Genomic DNA, 18,448 nt, shown 5'->3' with positions numbered 1-18,448 from the left:
TCGTTGCATTATGGGAAATTGATTTGGTAGGTTTATTTCATAAAATGTCGGTTACAGGTGATTAAGGGTTTAGGTTTAAATCATTTACATCCATCTCCGGTTACAATTACTTTCCCGTTTACAATCTCGTATTTCGCTCTTACCGCCTTACAAATGAGGTTTAGCTTCTGGTTAAATGGCTCACCCGTCAGAGAGGCGGTAACTGGACAGTCTCCGATAACGGTAGAGTCATATACGAAGCTGATGTTGTAGGCTTGTTCCAACTGCGAAAATATTTCAGCGATTGTTTTTTCATTGTATTCAAAACGCATTTGATCGATGTGCCGGCCGTCGGATTGCCCTGGCTGACTTTTCGTCTGCTTCACCAGGTTTGTCTGGCCTTTCTCAAACACGGCTTGCTGATTTGGCAACAGCATCAGACCTTCCGAAAAGTTCTTTTCCTCCTGCGGGCCGGTTTCCAGGCCGGATGTTTTCAGTACGGAAACACGTCCCGTTTTTACGCTCACCAAAACCTCTTTGTCGTCCTGGTAAGCCCGTACATTGAAACTTGTCCCCAATACTTTGGTTGTTACTTCATTGGTATACACATAAAACGGCCTTTGCGGACTGCGTACAATTTCAAAAAAAGCCTCACCGGTCAGGAAAACCTCCCTGGCCTCCAATCCGAAATGATTGGGATACGACAACTTGCTGCCTTTCCGCAAAATAGCCGAGCTCCCGTCGGGCAGGTTCACCAGCATCGTCACTTTGCTTTTGTTTTCCACTTCGTTCAACACATATTTTTTTGATGCATTGGAAACAAGCTGGCTGTATTTGGGGCTGGACCTTTGGTTCGTAAAATTGTATAAAAGGGCTAAACCGAGCAATGCTGTCACAACCGCTGCTGCGGCCCATAACGGTACTTTCCATGCTATCCGCTTTCCTTTATTTTCTATCGTCTCAATTTTTTCGAACACGGATTCTTTCAGCACTTGAATATCATAATCGGATATTTCCGACTCAGCAGCACGCTGGGCGATCAAAACCAACTGTCTGGCTGCCTCAACTTCCATTCGTTTGAAAGGGTAGGTTTCAAGCCAGTTTTGCCAAAAAGCCTCCTTTTCGATATTTGTAGAAGCGACCCAGCCAATGAAATATTCGTCTTGCGCGAAATCCTCCGTGGAGAAATGTAGATAGTTATTCATGGTATTTTACAAGGAAAATATATCCCTGTACCATACAGAGGACAAAAATTGAGTTTACTACCAAACGAAATGTGAAATTTTTTAAAGTATTTTTTCACCCAAAAACCAGAACAGCAAAACGGAGTGGGAGACGTACTTGCGGAGCTTCGCCAATGCGTTCTGCAGCGTGTTGGCAATGGTTTGTTCTTTCAGGTTAAGAAGTGCGGCGATTTCCCGGAGTTTCATATCCGAATAGTATTTCAGGGAAATGACTTCGCGTTCCCGTGGCGAGAGGCCGCTCAAAGCTTCAGATAGCTGATTGTTCTGATGATTTTCGGATTCTGAGGAAATCCAGTCTGTTTCAGCCGAATTTTCCGATACCGCCCATCTTTCCAGGTCTGTCGTGATAGTGTTGTTCAACTCCTCCGTGGAAATCCCTTTAAACAAGGCGCGACGCAGACACCGGTACAGGTAAAATCGGACTTTTATATCATGGGAAAGCGTATTCCGACGTAGCCAGATGTTCACAAAAACATCCTGAACAGCGTCTTTGACCAACTCGCTCGGCGAGATCCGGTAACCATAGGTAAGCAGTTCTTTTGCGTAAATATCAAACAGAGTCCCCAACGCTGTTTTGTCCCCATCCAACATCTGTTTCCAAAGCGTCAGATCTTCATTAACAGCTTCATGGTCGTAATCCTGTCGTTTCATTACTCCATTTGTATAATTATTAAGCGTTAAAGTTATAATTTATCATTGTTTTATTGACATTGACAAAGAAATATTTGGCAAAAGCATTGTCCCGGTTGCCACAAAATCGGGGAGTTCTGTGGACATAGCGGACTGAATCGCACAAGCTGTTCTACTAATTGCGGTGATTATTTTTATAAAATGTTTGTACGAGAGACATAACCACCGTTTTTGATTCGGATTTTGAATAAGGGTTTCTGATGAAAGGAATTTCCTCTTCCAGGGCACTCATTTCGCTTTGCGTCAAAGTTCTGTAGCCCATCAGCCAGTCCGAAAATGATCGCTCTTTAATTTGCCCGCCATATAGTTTTGTTACCTGGTTATGTCTGCGATCCTTAGCGATAACATTGTAAAGGATATTCACTTTCTCTTCCTCACCTTCAAGGACTTGGATGATACTGCCGTTACAGTAAAGCAGCGCACCTGTGATGCCCAGCAGACGATTTTTTTCCTGGCTTTTGGTTGATAATTCGCGTAGCTGGTCAGCAGAAAGTTCATTTGATGAGCTGATGTAAACAAGACAGTAATCCATAGTACAATTAGTTCGATGTTTTAAATCGAAAACAAGACTCAAAAATCCTGCCACTGAATGATGAGGGCTAAATTTATATCCCCGCTCATGTGAATGAAAGCGCGTATGGCACGGTATTCGTAAGAAATTGATTTAAACAACTAGAACTAAATTATGGCAACATTAGAAAATGTAACTGGTGTAATTAATGACCTGATTGAAATTAATAATGACCGCGTAGCTGGTTTCGAGAAAGTAATCGCGGATATCAATGATGAGAATATCGACTTAAAAACACTCTTTGAAGAATATGCGCAGCAAAGCCGCAAAAATGTTCAGGAACTGTCTGCAATATCGGGGTCTGCACCCCATCTGGAAACGGATAAAAGCGTGAGCGGCACCCTGCACCGCGCCTGGATTGACGTAAAATCGTTATTTGGAGGCAGCGACCGGGCGAGCATTTTGTCCGAAGCGGAACGCGGAGAGGACGCCATCAAAAAAGCATATAGTGATGCCCTGACCAGCAATGAACTTCCCTCGGACGCGCTCGCAATCGTGAGCAGCCAGGCGCAGGGAATTAATTCTGCTCATGACAGGATCAAAGCTTTACGCGATATTGCCAAAGCGTAAGCGAAAATAACCCAATTTAAAGCTGCCTTGCAAAGGGCAGCTTTTTTCATTTAATTCCATTACGCCTTCATCCCATAACGGCAACAGAAAACCTGCTGAATTGAATGTAAGTTCCGCCCGAATGTTTGGTTCTTTAAGTTATATTAACTTATTTTGTCTATAAGATTAGTAGACTTTTAAATCATGTATTTTTGGGTTGTGATGATCCGGCAAACCACTCCGATCCTAAGTCCATACTATTGTTGATTCATAAGCTTCTGAGATAATCTAATGTCATATGGGGTACGGGGCACAGAGAATATATACAGACACCGAATTGCTTGAACGACTTCAGAGAAAGGCGTCTGATGAGTCAGCTTTTGAGGCAATATATGACCGCTACTGGAACAAACTGCTGGCAATCGCCTATAACCATCTGAGAGACAAACAGGCATCTGAGGAAGTTGTTCAGGAAATATTCATCACATTATGGGAGCGTAGAAGCAAGGTAGAGATAGAATCACTCCCCGCATACCTGGCAACAGCGGTCAAGTTTGCTGTTTTTAAAGCCATCGCCACCGAAAAAAGACATCAAGACCTCATCAGCAGCAACTATACCCAGGAGACCGTGCAGTGGGATGAGCCGCAGATCCATGCCCGTTTTCTTGAAGAATACCTGAATACCGTTACTGAAAGCCTTCCCGAAAAATGCCGGCTGGTATTTATATATAGCCGCCAGCAGGGACTCGTAATCCCGGACATTGCCCGCGAGATGAACATTTCTCCCAAAACCGTCGAAGCACATCTTTCAAAAGCACTGAAGATATTACGACTTTCATTAAAAGACATCCAGCTCCTGATGATGGTGGCTTTGTTAAAAGAATTTTAATATCCACTAAGGGTAGTGACCATACCTGTAGTACATACTCATATATCAGCCCGACAATGACCAGACAGGACGTACGCACACTTATGGAAAAATACCGGACCGGGGATATTACCCGGGAGGAGGCAGAGAAACTGGATGCCTGGTATCGTTCCGAAAATGAAAAAGAGGTGCATTGGGAGGTTGATTCTGTTGAGGAGCCGGAGGAGTTGAGAAATCGGATTTTCCGGAACATCAAAGTCAAAACCCACTTCGGGCATAACAGATTTCTTGTCAATACCTGGTTGCGTATGGCGGCATCCGTTAGCCTGGTTTTGCTGTTTGGCTGGCTGGCTTACAAACTATCAGGTCAGGCGAAAAAGGACTATATTACAGTGAGCAGTCCCGTCGGGAAGGTGACACAAATCGCTTTTCCGGATGGTTCGCATGCGTGGCTAAATGCAGGCAGCAGGTTGAAATATGTAAAAGATTTTACCGCAAATCGCGATGTTGAGCTTGATGGCGAAGCATTTTTTGATGTAAAACCAAACAGTAAAAGTCCCTTCCATGTGCGTTCGGGCGTACTGCTCACCAAAGTACTGGGGACTGCATTTGTAGTGAGGGCATTCCCCGACGAGAAATGGATGACCGTAGCTGTTCAACGAGGTAAAGTTCAGGTGAACAGGAGTGAGGATCAGCTGGCCGTACTCTTGCCGGAGCAGCAAATCGAGTACAATGCGAAGTCGGGTGAAGTCGTTTCGTCCCGTTTTGATATGGGTACCAAATTTGCCTGGAAAGAAGGAAAACTGGAATTTCATGAGCAAACGCTCGCCGATATCACCGCACAGCTTGAAAAATGGTACCAGGTAAAATTTACGTTCTCGGATGAGGATTTAACCAAATGCATTTACACAGCTAGTTTCGACAATTCGATCAAGATCAATGATTTACTGAATGTTTTGTGTGAGGTGAACAACATTAAGTTCGAATTCGGTACGAATGGACGTACGGTAAAATTGATAGGGAAGGGGTGCAGCTGACTTTTTTTAGCTATTTAATCTACTTAAATGATAGAATTTATATCTTAATGTAAACAATGAAAAGCCTTGCGATCCTGATACTGTATGAATGTTGCGGCTGAGGTGGAAGTAAGTACCATCCTGGCTGACATGTAGAAAAAAAACCACTCTGCGGAACACCGATCTGGACCATCGGTAAGCAGAGTGGAAGAGTGATTTAACCTTTGGAAAAATTAAACCAAAACAAATGTATGCATTTAAGTTTTAAAAAATCAGTTGCCTTTTATCATCGAAAGGTTGTCAGAATTGCTTGTGCCTTTGCTACCTTGTTTTTCACAATTGCCACCAGCCTGCACGCGCATCATGCTGACGGACAATCTATTTTTAACTTCAGTCTCGACAAATCGACGTTAAAAGATGCGCTCAATCGCATTGAGAAACAGAGTACTTATAAATTCGTCTATAACGCCAGCGAAGTTGCCGGCCAGGGCGGGATAACACATACTTTCCGAAACCAGCCACTGGAAAAAGTGTTGACCGAACTCCTCGTCAGCCGGGGATTTTCTTTCAAAATCATTGGAAGTAATGTTCTTGTCAAAAAAACAAAAAAGGAGGTTACCGGAAATGATGCCTCCATTCAGAGTGAATCCCAGTTACTCGCCATAAAAGGAAAGATTACCGACCAGAACAGCGAGCCATTGCCGGGTGTGAGTGTTCGCATTAAAGAGACCAACCAGGGAACTGTCAGCGATTCCGAAGGTAATTTTTCAATCAGTGATATCAGCACGGACCACATACTTGTATTTTCTTATATCGGCTATCTGAGCCAGGAGGTAAAAGCGGGAGGTCAGTCCTATCTGTCGGTCCAGCTGGTGGCCGATCGCAAGCAATTGGAGGAAGTTGTAGTGGTAGGGTACGGCACCCGCGCCAGAAAAGATCTCGTAGGGGCAATTTCGAAAGTCAATGCCAATGAGATCAAACAGATCCCTGCGGCAAGTGCGGATGCCCAGCTTCAGGGCAGAGTGGCTGGTTTGCAGGTTACGTCCAACAATGGCGTTCCCGGCGAATCGGCATTTGTACGTCTGCGCGGAACGACTTCCATTAATGCCAGTAATTCTCCATTGTACATTATTGATGGCGTGTTTCTGAACAATGAAAGCATGCAGACGATCAACATGGGCGGAACGTCCACGTCGGCACTGGCAGATATAAACCCCAACGACATTGAAAGTATGGAGGTGCTGAAAGATGCCAGCGCCACGTCCATATACGGTGCGCGGGCAGCCAATGGGGTTATCATCATTACCACCAAAAGAGGAAAATACGATTCCGGTGCGAAGATCAGCCTGAACGTTTCGGAGGGATTTGCAAAAGTAGACCAGGGCCGCATGTGGAAACTTGTATCGGGGCCCGAAACGGCTGAATTTGTCAACGAATCCTGGATCAATTCCGGGATAGACAATCCGGCGTTAAAGCAAACTTTCGCCAACCGTCCGTACAGACCGGTTTCCGAAGGCGGAAGAGGCGAGCCCAGCGAGCAGGGAACGTACGACAGGCTCAACGACGTGTTCCGGACGGCGCGCCTGCGCAATTATGACCTTTCATTAATGGGCGGCACGAAATCAACAAAATACTACATTGGTGGAAGTTATACCAAGCAGGAAGCCACGATCAAGCCGGTTTATTTCGACCGGGCCAGTCTTAAAATCAACCTGGATCAGAACGTTAACGATAAAGTTACGATCGGGACGAGCAACAGCATTTCGCGTTCTTTCCGCAACCAGCTGATCACCGGAAGTACCCCCCGCGGGATCTTTCAATCCGCATTGCTGACCGCCTCCAATCTTCCCAAATTCAATACCGACGGTACGCCTGCATTATGGGGTGGTTTTGATAATGTGGATGTGCTGGTGAACAATAATTTTATCAAAACGACCAGTCTGCGCTACATCGGGAATTTGTATGTGGATGCGGAAATCCTCCCGGGCCTGAAATTCAGGACCAGCTGGAGCCTCGATTTCAACAACTATGACGAGTACCAGTACTGGACAGACAAAACCGTACTAGGCGCGGCCCCGACAAACGGATCGGCGAGCTCGTCCGTTACCCAAAACAGCACCTGGATCAATGAACAAACTTTATCTTACAGAAGCAGATTTGGAGAGAACCACAATCTGGGCATTCTCCTGGGTAACACCATTCAGAGCAATGTGATCAAGAATACGTCTGCGCAAGGCACCAATTTCCCCAACAATTCCTACACGCAGATATCATCTGCCGCCAATCAGAAATCTGCGCAGAGCTGGACGAAAGGGAACTTGGCTTCCTTCTTTTCGCGGGTGGATTACAGTTATGCAGGGAAATATTTCGTAGAGCTGGCGGTGCGGGCAGATGGTTCCTCGCGATTCGGGGAAAACAAAAAATGGGGATACTTTCCCTCAGCCGGCATCGCGTGGCGTTTGAAGGAAGAAGCATTTCTTGAAAAATCCAATACCATCAGCGACCTGAAAGTGAAGGCTAGCGTCGGTCTGTCGGGAAACCAGAACGGGATCGACGACTTCGCAGCGAGAGGCCTCTGGGCTGGCGGTCAGGGGTATGCTGATCTGCCCGGATCTTCCGAAAACCCAGGAACCGCGCCGCAGCAACTCGGAAACCCGGACCTGAGATGGGAAAAAACCAACCAGATCGCGGCCGGCGTGGAGGCAGGATTTCTGAAAAACAGGATCACCACCGAAGTCAATCTGTACCGGAAATACACCACAGATGTACTGCTCGAACTGCCGGTGCCTTCCGTTAGCGGCTTCACCAGCCTGTACACCAATGCGGGGGAGATCAGCAATAAAGGAATTGAGATCGGTATCAACAGTACCAATGTGGAAGGGGAGGATTTTGTATGGAGCACCAACTTCAATATCGCACGCAATTATAACAAAATCGAAAAGCTGCCCACGCCGATCAACTATTCGTACCACCGTTCCATCGAAGGTTCTCCGCTGGGCTCATTCTGGGCATATAAACATTTGTCTGTCAACCCGGAGAATGGGAAAGCCATTTATGAAGACGCGAATAAAGACGGCCAGATCACAGTCGCCGATCGCCAGATCGTAGGGCAGACAGTTCCCAAATTCATTGGCGGGCTTACCAATAATTTCCGCTACAAGAATGTGGATCTCTCCTTGTTTTTCTCTTTTCAGCAGGGTAACAAAGTGTACAACCGCAACCGGGCCTACGGAGAAAGCGGTGGCACGCGGGCGGAACGTCTCTATCTGGAGTCGGCCAGGAACAGATGGCAAAAGCCCGGCGACATTGCTGAACTTCCAAGAATTACAACCGTCGGTCAAAATTACACACTCGACCCCACGACACGGGTGCTGGAAGACGGCTCATTCATTCGTTTGAAATCACTTTCGGTCGGTTATACCTTTCCCCGGGGCGTATTGCAGAGATTGCGCGTGGATGCTGCCAGGGTTTATTTCAATGCAACCAATTTGTGGCTGCTGACCAAATACACCGGCTTTGATCCCGAATCCTACATCACCAGCAACCAGAACGTACTCGGAGATGACTTCTGTACGCCGCCTCAGCCCCGCAGTTTTCAGCTTGGTTTAAGTATTACTCTTTAAAAAATATAGTAATGAAGCATTCTTTGAACTTATTAAGACACATTTTCCTGGTATTCGCAGCAATTTTTGTCTGGTCGTGCGACCGCTTTCTGGAAGTCGAGCCGCTGGATTCGGTGTCCGATCAGGTGACGATCGTCGACAAGGTGTCGGCGGAAACCGCAGTTCGCGGCATGTACCGCGCGCTGGCGGGAAACAATTATTATGGAAGCTCCTTTCAGTCCATTGGTTACCTGTCGGGCGACAATATAGCGAGAACGGGCCCGGGCACAGATCCTTCCCAATTCATCAACCATGAGGTAACGGCTGATAACAGCACGGTCGGCAGTGTGTGGACGGCCATTTACCAAACCATTAACCGGGCTAATCACGTAATCCTGAAAGTGCCGGATGTAGCGGACATCAAGCTGACGGAAAGTCTGAAAAACCAGCTGGTAGGCGAGGGGTATTTTATACGGGCGCTATCTTATTTCGATCTGGCCCGGACCTGGGGCGGCGCTCAGCTGGCTTTGCTGCCGACAGAATCGGTAACAGATAAAGACGGTCTGAAAAGAAGTTCTCTGGAAGAAACCTATGCGCAGGTATTGAAGGATCTGGATGAAGCTGAAAAGCGGCTCCCCGCAACTACCAACCGTATCCGTGCCACTAAAAAGACCGTATGGGCATTACGGGCAAGACTTCATTTGTATAAAAAAGAATGGTCGCTTGCGGAAGAATATGCGACCAGGCTCATCGCAGACCCAACCTATAAAATCGCAGCTCCCTATAATTCCTTTTGGGGTAACGGCGTGATCGCGTCGGCCGAATCGATCCTGGAAACATCGTACAGCAATACCAATCAAAATAGTCACCGTAACTCATGGCAGCCGCCGGAAAACGGAGGAACCAGGACCTGGGTACCCAACAGTGCTTTCCTCGACCTGATCAACAATCCGGAGATCGGAGGAAACCGGAGCGTGCTCGCAGCGAAGACGATAGGCGGATTGTGGTATGGGACCATGTATTACAGAAGTCCGTCCATTGACCCTTCCTACGTGCTGCGCCTTGCTGAGCTGATCCTGATCCGTGCCGAGGCGAGGGCAGAGCTGGGTGGAGCTGCCAAGTTTCAGGAGGCCGTTGCCGACCTGAACCTCATCCGCACCAGGGCCGGAGTTGCTGCGGTTACTCCCGCCGACAAAGCGGCATTGCTGCTGGCGATAGAGAATGAGCGGAGACTCGAATTTGCCTACGAACCTCACCGCTGGTTTGATCTGGTGAGAACGGGCCGGGCTGCCGCGGTATTAAAGGTTACAGATGTGAACAAAACGCTGCTTCCCATACCCATCCGGGAACTGAATGCCGATAAAGCATTGGAGCAAAATCCAGGATACTAAAAATTCCGACTTCCAACATAAACTTTTTTTGAAATGAAAAATCTAAATAAGACCACGGTATTCGCGCTGCTGCTTCTTTTACAGGCCGCTGCCGCATTTGCACAAAACAACGAGCAGAGCGCTGATTACAAAAAAGAAATTACCGCCTTTTTCGATAAACGGGACAAAGACCTGCGTGCTCCGTCGAGTCCATTGAACCTGATCGGTATGCTGTGGCTGGAACAGGGAGAGAATTCCTTTGGCAGCGGAGAAAAAAACAAGCTGGTTGTGCCTGTACCGGGATTCCCGGAGATCGCAGGAAGTTACTTTGTTGAAGGCCGGAAAGTCACTGCGCGATTTGATCAGCGGTCGGGCGTATTGCTTGACGGGAAACCCGCGGGAGAGAACTTAAATGTGTATTCGGGAAAAGCGCCGGTTTCGCTCGAACGCGGTGCCGTTCACTGGTTCGTTCAGGATAGCGGGGGCGAGCTGGCAATCCGTTTACTGAACAATGAAAGTGAAAACCAGGCCAAATTCAAAGGCGTGGAAAGGTTTCCGGTGGATGAAAAATTACGTGTAAAAGCGCATTTCAAGCCTTATGCCTCCAATTCTACGATCCCTATCACGACTATTTTTGGCAAAACCAATGAAAGGGCAGCAGCCGGACTGCTTGAATTCCAGCTTGGGGGTAAGCCCTACAAACTGGAAGCACTCGATAAGGGAAATGGCGGTTTGTTCATTGTTTTTTCAGACCAGCTCGGTGGCAAGGAAACCTATGCTTTCCGGTTTTTAAATGCTGATAAACCCGGCAGCGACGGTTCTGTGATCGTTGATTTCAACAAAGCCACAAATCCTAACTGCGCCTTTTCGGTATACGCACCTTGCCCGTTGCCGCCTAAGCAAAACAAACTGACCATTCCAATTCCGGCAGGCGAGAAAAAATATACACTGGAGTCTATTTAAATGCGATTATGGCGAATCCGGCAAGATTAAGAACGTTCATTATTTCCCTGGCCGAACTGATCGGGCAAGATCCCGGAGAAGAAGTGATCTTTCAGCAAGGCGGTGATTTACTCAGACAGCTGGTGAAGGCCGACGACTGGTTACCGGACGATTATGCAAAACCTGACCAGAAATACTACCAGCAGCATCTGTTATACGCCGATCCTCTTTCCCGTTTTTCGGTTGTAAGTTTTGTTTGGGGACCGGGGCAAACAACGCCCATTCACGATCATACCGTTTGGGGAATGATCGGAATGCTGCGAGGGTCCGAGTTTTCACAGAATTACGAATTTGGAGAAGATGGCGGGCTGCAACGGGCGGGAGAGCCTGTATACCTTCATCCGGGAGACGTCGAATTCGTTTCGCCGACAGTGGGTGATCTGCATAAAGTAAGCAACACGCTGGCGGACGATGTTTCGATCAGTATTCACGTTTATGGTGCCAACATCGGGGCGGTGCGCCGCTCGGTTTACTTTGAAGATGGTTCGGCCAAATCGTTTATTTCCGGTTATTCCAACAGCACGCTGCCCAATGTATGGGACCTTTCCCGGGAATAGAACATTACCAAAACCCGGGTTTTATTTTAGTATACTATAATGTTCAATCATGAATGCCATACAAGCGAACCGTTCTGTATTATCTCATTTATTCGGTGCACCCGTTATCGTAGCCTCTCTGGGCTATTTTGTAGATGTGTATGACCTCCTGATCTTTGGGATCGTTCGCATCCCGAGCTTAAAATCAATGGGGCTTTCCGCGGCCGAAATATCAACAGTGGGCGCCAGCATCCTGAACTGGCAGATGTCCGGACTATTTTTAGGAGGCGTTCTCTGGGGTGTACTTGGTGATAAAAAAGGCCGGCTTTCCGTTCTTTTCAGCTCCATCATCACGTACTCCGTCGCGCACATTGCCTGCGCCTACGTGCAAGACCCCGCCACATATAAAGCACTGCGTTTCATAGCGGGCATCGGGCTCGCGGGCGAGCTCGGTGCCGGCGTTACGCTGGTTTCCGAAATCCTGCCCAAAGAGATCCGGTCGCTCGGTAGCTCGCTGATTGGCGGAATAGGCATGCTGGGGGCTGTTTTTGCTTATTTTACATTTGAAATTTTCGACTGGCGTAATGCCTATCTCGTCGGTGGCGGCATGGGGGTTTTACTTTTGTTGTTGCGCATGAGCGTATTTGAGTCGGGGATTTTCGAACAGATCAAAAGCCAGAAGTCTGTCCAGCGGGGGAATTTCTTTGCGCTTTTTACAAACAGGGATCGCCTTATCAGATATCTGAAATGCATTGGGATCGGCATTCCATTCTGGTTTGTGATCAGCGTCCTGGCGACATTCAGCGACGAGTTCGGACGCGCATTTGGAATTGCGGAGCCGATCAAACCCGGACTTTCGATCATGTGGGCTTATATCGGTATTTCCATCAGTGATTTTGCCTGCGGGATTCTCAGCCATTGGCTTCAGTCCAGAAAGAAGGCGGTTGCTTATCTGATGGCGTTTGCATTTGTTTTCAGCATCGTCTATTTGTTTTTCGGGATAAATACAGCTGCCGAGCTTTACGCGGTAACGGTGCTGATGGGCTTGGGAATAGGTTACTGGGCATTATTTGTGACGATCAGCGCCGAGCAGTTCGGGACCAACCTGCGAGCTACGGCGGCCACCACCGTGCCCAACATGGTGAGAGGCACCGTAATTCTCATGACAACCCTTTTTATGTCGTTCAAAGATTCTTTTACAGTGATAGAGTCCGGTGCATTGGTAGGCATTCTGGCCTTTGGAGTGGGATTATTTTCCATTCTGACGATCCCGGAGACACATGGAAGAGATCTTGATTTTCTTGAAAAATAAAAACATTGGTGTCCATTTATTCGGTGTAATATGTCGGTTTCAACACAGCCAAAAACATCCTCAATTATTCAGACCATAAGTTATCAACAAGTCAGAAAGGCGCTTATGCAACGGGAAGAAATAGCGATTCTCGATGTTCGGGAAGAAGCCATTTTTGCCACCGGACATCCATTATTCGCGGCGAATCTTCCTTTCTCAGTCATTGAAACAGAAATCTACCGAAGGATACCACGACGAGATACTTTACTGGTGGTGTATGACAATGGGGAAGGACTGGCCGAGAAATCGCTGGCAAGATTGGAAGACCTTGGTTACATCAATGTGCAGCAGCTCGAAGGCGGTTTGAAAGGATGGGAACAGGCCGGGGGAGAGGTATTCATCGATGTGAATGCACCCAGCAAGGCTTTTGGTGAACTGGTCGATTTTAAAAGACATACTCCTTCTCTATCGGCCGAAGAAGTGGATCAGCTCATTTCAAAAAAAGAAAATGTAGTCGTGCTCGATGCGCGCAGGTTTGATGAGTACCAGACCATGAGCATTCCAGGCAGCATCAGCGTTCCCGGCGCGGAGCTGGTACTACGCGTGCAGGACCTGGCGCCCGATCCGCAGACGCTTGTGATCGTAAACTGCGCCGGACGGACAAGGAGCATTATCGGCACGCAGTCACTCGTGAATGCAGGGATTTCCAACCGGGTCGCCGCATTAAGAAACGGAACGATCGGATGGACGCTTGCCGGGCAAAAGCTCGAACACGGACAATCCAGGCATTTTGGAGAGGTAAGTCCCGAAAATGCAGAGCTTGCTTTGTCACGAAGCCGCTCGGTTGCAGCCAGGGCGGGCGTAAAAACGATCTCGTTTCTGGCTCTTCGGGAATTTTTAGAGGATAAAGACAAAACGACTTATTGGTTTGATGTGCGCATGCCCGAGGAATATGCAGCGGGGCATTTGCATGGTTTTCTATCGGCGCCCGGAGGCCAGCTCGTTCAGGAAACCGATCATTTTGCGCCGGTACGGGGCGCCCGCCTCATTCTGGCGGATAAGGAGGAAGTCCGCGCGAATATGACTGCGTCATGGCTGGCACAGATGAACTGGGAGGTATTTGTCCTTGAAACACCGGACAATGCGTTTTGGTTGGAAAAAGGCTTCCCCGAAAATCCTGTTCCTCCATTTACAAACAAACCTGATTTGGTCGATGCCGATACCCTGTCTGAATTTTTAAGATCTGATAATGAGCTTGTTGTAGTTGATTTCGCCCCGAGCAGGCAATATCTGAAAGGCCACATTCCCAATTCCTGGTATGCTTTGCGATCCGGCCTGGACGAAGCGATTGAAAACCTGCCCTCTGCTGAAATATATATACTTACCTCGCCAGATGGGATCCTAGCCGCATTTGCAGCGACGGAATTTAAGTTGCTGACAAACAAACCGGTTTTTGTATTGAAAGGCGGGACAAAATCCTGGGTGGAGCACGGTTACGCACTCACTGGTCCCGGCGATATACATGCACAGCTGGCGTCACCGCCCCATGATCGTTACAGGCGTCCCTATGAAGGTACAAACATTGATCCTGCCGCCATGGAGGCTTATCTGGAATGGGAGTATGGTCTGGTCCGGCAGCTCGACCGTGATGCAACGCATGGGTTTTTTGTGTTGTAAAGTTTTACAGATTCAACAGTAAGGTTTAATGCGTCCCGAGTCAGCAAGTTAGCGCAGGCGATTATCCGGGCGATGCGCGGATTTTTCCAATATAGCTGTATATTACTACAAATATTCATGAAGTAATATTACACCTCCTTTTGGATCGTATGAAGCTGTATTTCCAGTATATGTTGTGTGCGTTTTTAATGCAGCTCACGGTATTAAAGGCATTTTCTCAGCATAACCCGATTCATTTCCGACATATTTCTGCGGAAAACGGCCTCATCAATAATAATGTCAATTGTGTATTTCAGGATAGCAAAGGCTTCATCTGGATCGGGACGAACGGGGGATTGAACCGGTATGACGGGCATGAATTTAAAATTTTTAAAAATGACGATCAGGACAAAAGCAGCATCAGCAGTGATTTTGTAACCTGCCTCGCCGAAGATAAAGCGGGAAATATCTGGATTGCGACCAGCGGAGGCGGGCTGAACGTACTCGACCGCAACGGAAAACAGTTCAAATCTTATCTCACGGACCTGAAAAACCCGGAAACGATCTCCGGTGATTTCCTGAATAAGATCACTTTCGATCAGGAAGGGAAATTGTGGATCGCCACGACCGGCGGTCTCGACCTGTTTGATCCCGCGAATGGCATTGTCTCGGTACATTACAAGTTTGATCCCACCAAACCCAACAGCCTCAGTGGGGACAATGTAAATACGGTTTTCTGCGACAGGCAGAACAATATCTGGGCAGGTACTTCCACCGGTTTGAATCTGCTCGACCGCAAAACCGGGTCTTTCAAACGGTTTGTGCATGATAGTAAAATGGGGGCCTCGCTTTCCGGGGATGATGTACGCGCTCTTTTTCAGGATTCTAAAAACCGCATCTGGGTCGGGACGTTTGGCAAAGGCCTGAATCTGTTCGAGCCCGAAACCGGAACATTCCGGCGATTTCAACAGGATGCAAACGATCCGTTAAGTTTATCCAACAACAGTATCACCAGCATCAACGAGAGCCAGGGTGAAATTTGGGTGGGGACTGAAAACGGCGGTCTGAACATCCTGGACACAACAACGTGGACATTCACGTCACACAAGCACGACGAAATAGATCTCAGCAGCGTGGCGGGGAATTCGGTGGACTGCATTTACAGGGACCGCCAAAACAATATCTGGCTCGGCGTTTACAGCGGCGGCGTCAGCATTTATAACAGTAACAACAGCTTTGCGCATTTTCGGCACAATTCGTCAAAAAACAGTCTTTCCAACAATTTCGTAATCGCGTTTCATGAAGATGCGGACCAGAATATATGGATCGGCACCGATGGCGGCGGGCTGAATCTTCTGGACAAAAAAACACAGGAATTTACCGCATACAAGCAGCAAGGTCCGGGGGCAGGGATATCCGGCAATTTTGTGCTGGCCATTGTACCCGCCATCGACCAAAAGCTCTGGATCGGTACATGGGGTGACGGGCTCAGCCTTTTTGATCCAAAAACAGGAAGGTCCACGTTGCTTAAAAAGAAGCCGGGCATCGCCAACAGCCTGTATACCGACAACATATATGCCATTATAAAGACAACAGACGGCAAGCTCTGGCTGAGCACCTATGGAGAAGGAATCGATGTGTATGATCCCAAAACGGGGATTTTTAAACATTACCTGAGCGAACCTACTGATCCTAAAACCCTTTCCGATAACACTGTAAACTGCCTGCTGGCGGACCGCAAAGGGAATGTATGGCTCGGGACCGACGAGGGGCAGCTCAACCGCTATAATCCGGTTACGGACACATTTACGAGATTCCGTATCACCGATCCCGGGCGCGCTTCCAATGGTGCGATCAATCACATTATGGAGGATAAAAACGGCATTTTATGGGTTTCCACCTCAAAAGGACTGGTAAGATTTGACCCGGGCACGGCGAAATTTAAAAGATACACGACCGAAAACGGACTAGTCAACAATGTAACTCTGGCTAGTGTCGAGGATGACCTGGGGAGGCTCTGGATCAGTACCGGTGACGGACTTTCACAATTTGATTCCAGGCTTGAAAAATTTCAGAACTATTCGTTGGAATATGGGTTGCAGGGTAGGGAGTTCAAGCAAAAAGCGGCATTCAAGGATCGAGCTGGGAATCTTTATTTTGGAGGTGTTAATGGGTTCAACCGGCTCAATCCACGTGAGATCAAGCAGGGCAATGCGACTTATCCGATCGTAATCACCAATTTCAAGATTTTCAACCGGGGAGTGCGGTCGTTCGCGGCAGAGGATTTTACACCTGTTTTGCCCGGCAATATTTCAGATGCGAAGGAGGTAACCCTGTCGTACGGCCAGTCGTTTGTGGCGCTGGACTATGCGGCGCTGGATTTTACTTCATCTAGAAAAAACTACGCGTACATTCTGGAAGGTTTTGATCAGGAGTGGAATGATGTGGGAAATAAAAATACGGCGGTTTACACCAATCTTCCCCCCGGACAATATACATTCAAAGTGAAGGCGCAAAACATCGCAGGCGAATGGGTTATGGGGCAGCAAAGTCTTTCCATTATCGTAGAACCGCCTTTTTGGGCAACATGGTGGTTCCGGATATTGGCGCTCGCCGCCGCTGCCGCGATTATTTATCTCATTTATAATTACCGGGTCGCCGCCATTGTCAGACAAAAAGCCAAACTTGAAAGACTTGTGGAAGAACGCACGAGCTTCATTCAAAAGCAGACGGAAGAACTTCATGCGCAATCGGAACATTTGCAGGCTTTGAATGAAGAATTGCAGTCACAATCCGAAGAACTTCGGGTGCAGGCTGAAGAACTCTACGAGCAGCATGAGCAGGCACAGATTGCCCGGGATGAAGCTGAGCGTGCCAACCAGGCCAAAAGCATTTTCCTCGCAACCATGAGCCACGAGATCAGGACGCCGATGAACGGCGTGATCGGTATGACGGCGCTGCTTGCGGAAACCCAGTTAACGGAGGAGCAGCAGGATTATACAAAAACCATTGCAGCCTGCGGCGAAACGCTGGTTAATGTGATCAACGACATTCTTGATTTTTCAAAAATAGAATCCGGTAAAATCGACCTTGAAGCACACGAGTTCGAGCTGCGGCTTGCCATGGAGGAGATCATGGACCTTTTTGCTTTGCAGGCTTCCAGGCAGCATATCAGGCTCGTTCATCACATCGACCCGGCTTTGCCGCATTTCCTGGTCGGGGACAGTTCGAGACTGAAACAGGTGCTGACGAACCTGATCAACAATGCGCTCAAATTCACAGACAGCGGGGAGATTTCGGTGCGGGTCTACAAATCGGCGGAACCCAGGTACGGCGAGATCGGCGTTGGGTTCACCGTGAGAGATACGGGCATTGGGATTAAGGAGGATAATCTGACCAATCTGTTCAAGGCATTTTCGCAGGTGGATTCGTCCATTAACCGCAAATATGGCGGTACGGGGCTGGGACTGGCCATTTGCGAGAGATTAGTAAGGTTAATGGGTGGCGGGATCAGGGCCGAAAGTGAATATGGGAAAGGATCTGCATTCCATTTCCACATTACGACAGGCTACACGGATCGGGTTCCGGACCGGCGAAATATTCCGGCCGATTCTCCGGATGATAAAGTACTGGGTCCTGATTTTTCAGGTCAGTACCCCCTTCGCATTTTAGTAGCGGAAGACAACCTGGTGAACCAGAAGTTTATTGACTATGTGCTCAAAAAGCTGGGTTACGAGGCCCCGATCGCCAACAATGGCTTGCAGGTGCTGGAAATGCTTCGCAGGAGTCAGTACGATGTGGTATTGATGGACGTTCAAATGCCGGAAATGGATGGTCTGGAAACAACGAAGATCATCCGGAAGGAACATGCCACCCGGCCGTACATTGTAGCATTAACCGCCAACGCCATGAATGAAGACCGGAATACGTGTCTGAGCATCGGGATGGACGATTATATGGCCAAACCAATGAAGCTGGAAGTGATCAAGGAAGTTCTGAAAAAAGCCTTTGAGAAGATCCACGGCGTGCATGCCTGAAGGTATGCAGATCACACCTTTTTCGCATATTTCGCTT

13 protein-coding genes are annotated in these 18,448 nt (G+C 48.0%); 10 read left to right on the top strand and 3 right to left on the bottom strand.

Going from position 1 to position 18,448, the window contains the following annotated elements:
* Positions 1–80 precede the first annotated feature (80 nt).
* The 3 genes from LZG72_RS11865 to LZG72_RS11855 all read right to left on the bottom strand — a co-directional run bounded on the left by LZG72_RS11865 (position 81) and on the right by LZG72_RS11855 (position 2,445).
* Positions 81–1,184, bottom strand: coding sequence for a FecR family protein (locus LZG72_RS11865; RefSeq protein ID WP_233872011.1), 1,104 nt, complete (start codon positions 1,182–1,184; stop codon positions 81–83).
* An 81-nt stretch (positions 1,185–1,265) separates the two neighbouring features.
* Complete coding sequence (locus LZG72_RS11860; RefSeq protein ID WP_233872009.1) at positions 1,266–1,874, bottom strand: RNA polymerase sigma factor; 609 nt, start codon at positions 1,872–1,874, stop codon at positions 1,266–1,268.
* A gap of 154 nt (positions 1,875–2,028) precedes the next feature.
* The gene (locus LZG72_RS11855; protein ID WP_233872007.1) at positions 2,029–2,445 is read right to left on the bottom strand and encodes a BLUF domain-containing protein; all 417 of its coding nucleotides are present in this window, start codon (positions 2,443–2,445) and stop codon (positions 2,029–2,031) included.
* Between the two features lie 153 nt (positions 2,446–2,598).
* Here LZG72_RS11855 and LZG72_RS11850 point away from each other — a divergent pair, with 153 nt between their 5' ends.
* The 10 genes from LZG72_RS11850 (at position 2,599) to LZG72_RS11805 (ending at position 18,411) form a co-directional block, all read left to right on the top strand.
* Positions 2,599–3,054, top strand: coding sequence for a PA2169 family four-helix-bundle protein (locus tag LZG72_RS11850; RefSeq protein WP_233872005.1), 456 nt, complete (start codon positions 2,599–2,601; stop codon positions 3,052–3,054).
* Positions 3,055–3,370: 316 nt separating this feature from the next.
* The gene (locus LZG72_RS11845; RefSeq protein ID WP_233872003.1) at positions 3,371–3,922 is read left to right on the top strand and encodes an RNA polymerase sigma-70 factor; all 552 of its coding nucleotides are present in this window, start codon (positions 3,371–3,373) and stop codon (positions 3,920–3,922) included.
* A 56-nt stretch (positions 3,923–3,978) separates the two neighbouring features.
* Positions 3,979–4,938, top strand: coding sequence for a FecR family protein (locus LZG72_RS11840; protein ID WP_233872001.1), 960 nt, complete (start codon positions 3,979–3,981; stop codon positions 4,936–4,938).
* A gap of 230 nt (positions 4,939–5,168) precedes the next feature.
* The gene (locus LZG72_RS11835) at positions 5,169–8,540 is read left to right on the top strand and encodes a SusC/RagA family TonB-linked outer membrane protein (RefSeq protein ID WP_233871998.1); all 3,372 of its coding nucleotides are present in this window, start codon (positions 5,169–5,171) and stop codon (positions 8,538–8,540) included.
* 11 nt (positions 8,541–8,551) lie between these two features.
* Positions 8,552–9,910, top strand: coding sequence for a RagB/SusD family nutrient uptake outer membrane protein (locus LZG72_RS11830; RefSeq protein ID WP_233871995.1), 1,359 nt, complete (start codon positions 8,552–8,554; stop codon positions 9,908–9,910).
* Positions 9,911–9,943: 33 nt separating this feature from the next.
* Positions 9,944–10,852, top strand: coding sequence for a DUF1684 domain-containing protein (locus tag LZG72_RS11825; RefSeq protein ID WP_233871992.1), 909 nt, complete (start codon positions 9,944–9,946; stop codon positions 10,850–10,852).
* An 8-nt stretch (positions 10,853–10,860) separates the two neighbouring features.
* Positions 10,861–11,448: a hypothetical protein gene (locus LZG72_RS11820; protein WP_233871989.1), complete on the top strand. Its 588-nt coding sequence runs from the start codon at positions 10,861–10,863 to the stop codon at positions 11,446–11,448.
* 49 nt (positions 11,449–11,497) lie between these two features.
* On the top strand, positions 11,498–12,739 hold the full coding sequence (locus LZG72_RS11815) for an MFS transporter (RefSeq protein WP_233871986.1): 1,242 nt from the start codon (positions 11,498–11,500) through the stop codon (positions 12,737–12,739).
* A 105-nt stretch (positions 12,740–12,844) separates the two neighbouring features.
* A complete protein-coding gene (locus LZG72_RS11810) occupies positions 12,845–14,395 on the top strand; it encodes a rhodanese-like domain-containing protein (protein WP_233871983.1) in 1,551 nt (516 codons plus the stop codon).
* Between the two features lie 149 nt (positions 14,396–14,544).
* Positions 14,545–18,411, top strand: coding sequence for a hybrid sensor histidine kinase/response regulator (locus LZG72_RS11805; RefSeq protein WP_233871980.1), 3,867 nt, complete (start codon positions 14,545–14,547; stop codon positions 18,409–18,411).
* Positions 18,412–18,448: the final 37 nt, after the last annotated feature.

Origin of the sequence: Dyadobacter sp. CY323, from assembly GCF_021390245.1 — a bacterium.
Taxonomy (GTDB): Bacteria; Bacteroidota; Bacteroidia; order Cytophagales; family Spirosomataceae; genus Dyadobacter.
The sequence above is the reverse complement of the archived record's forward strand: the minus strand, read 5'-3'. Positions and strand labels throughout refer to the sequence as shown.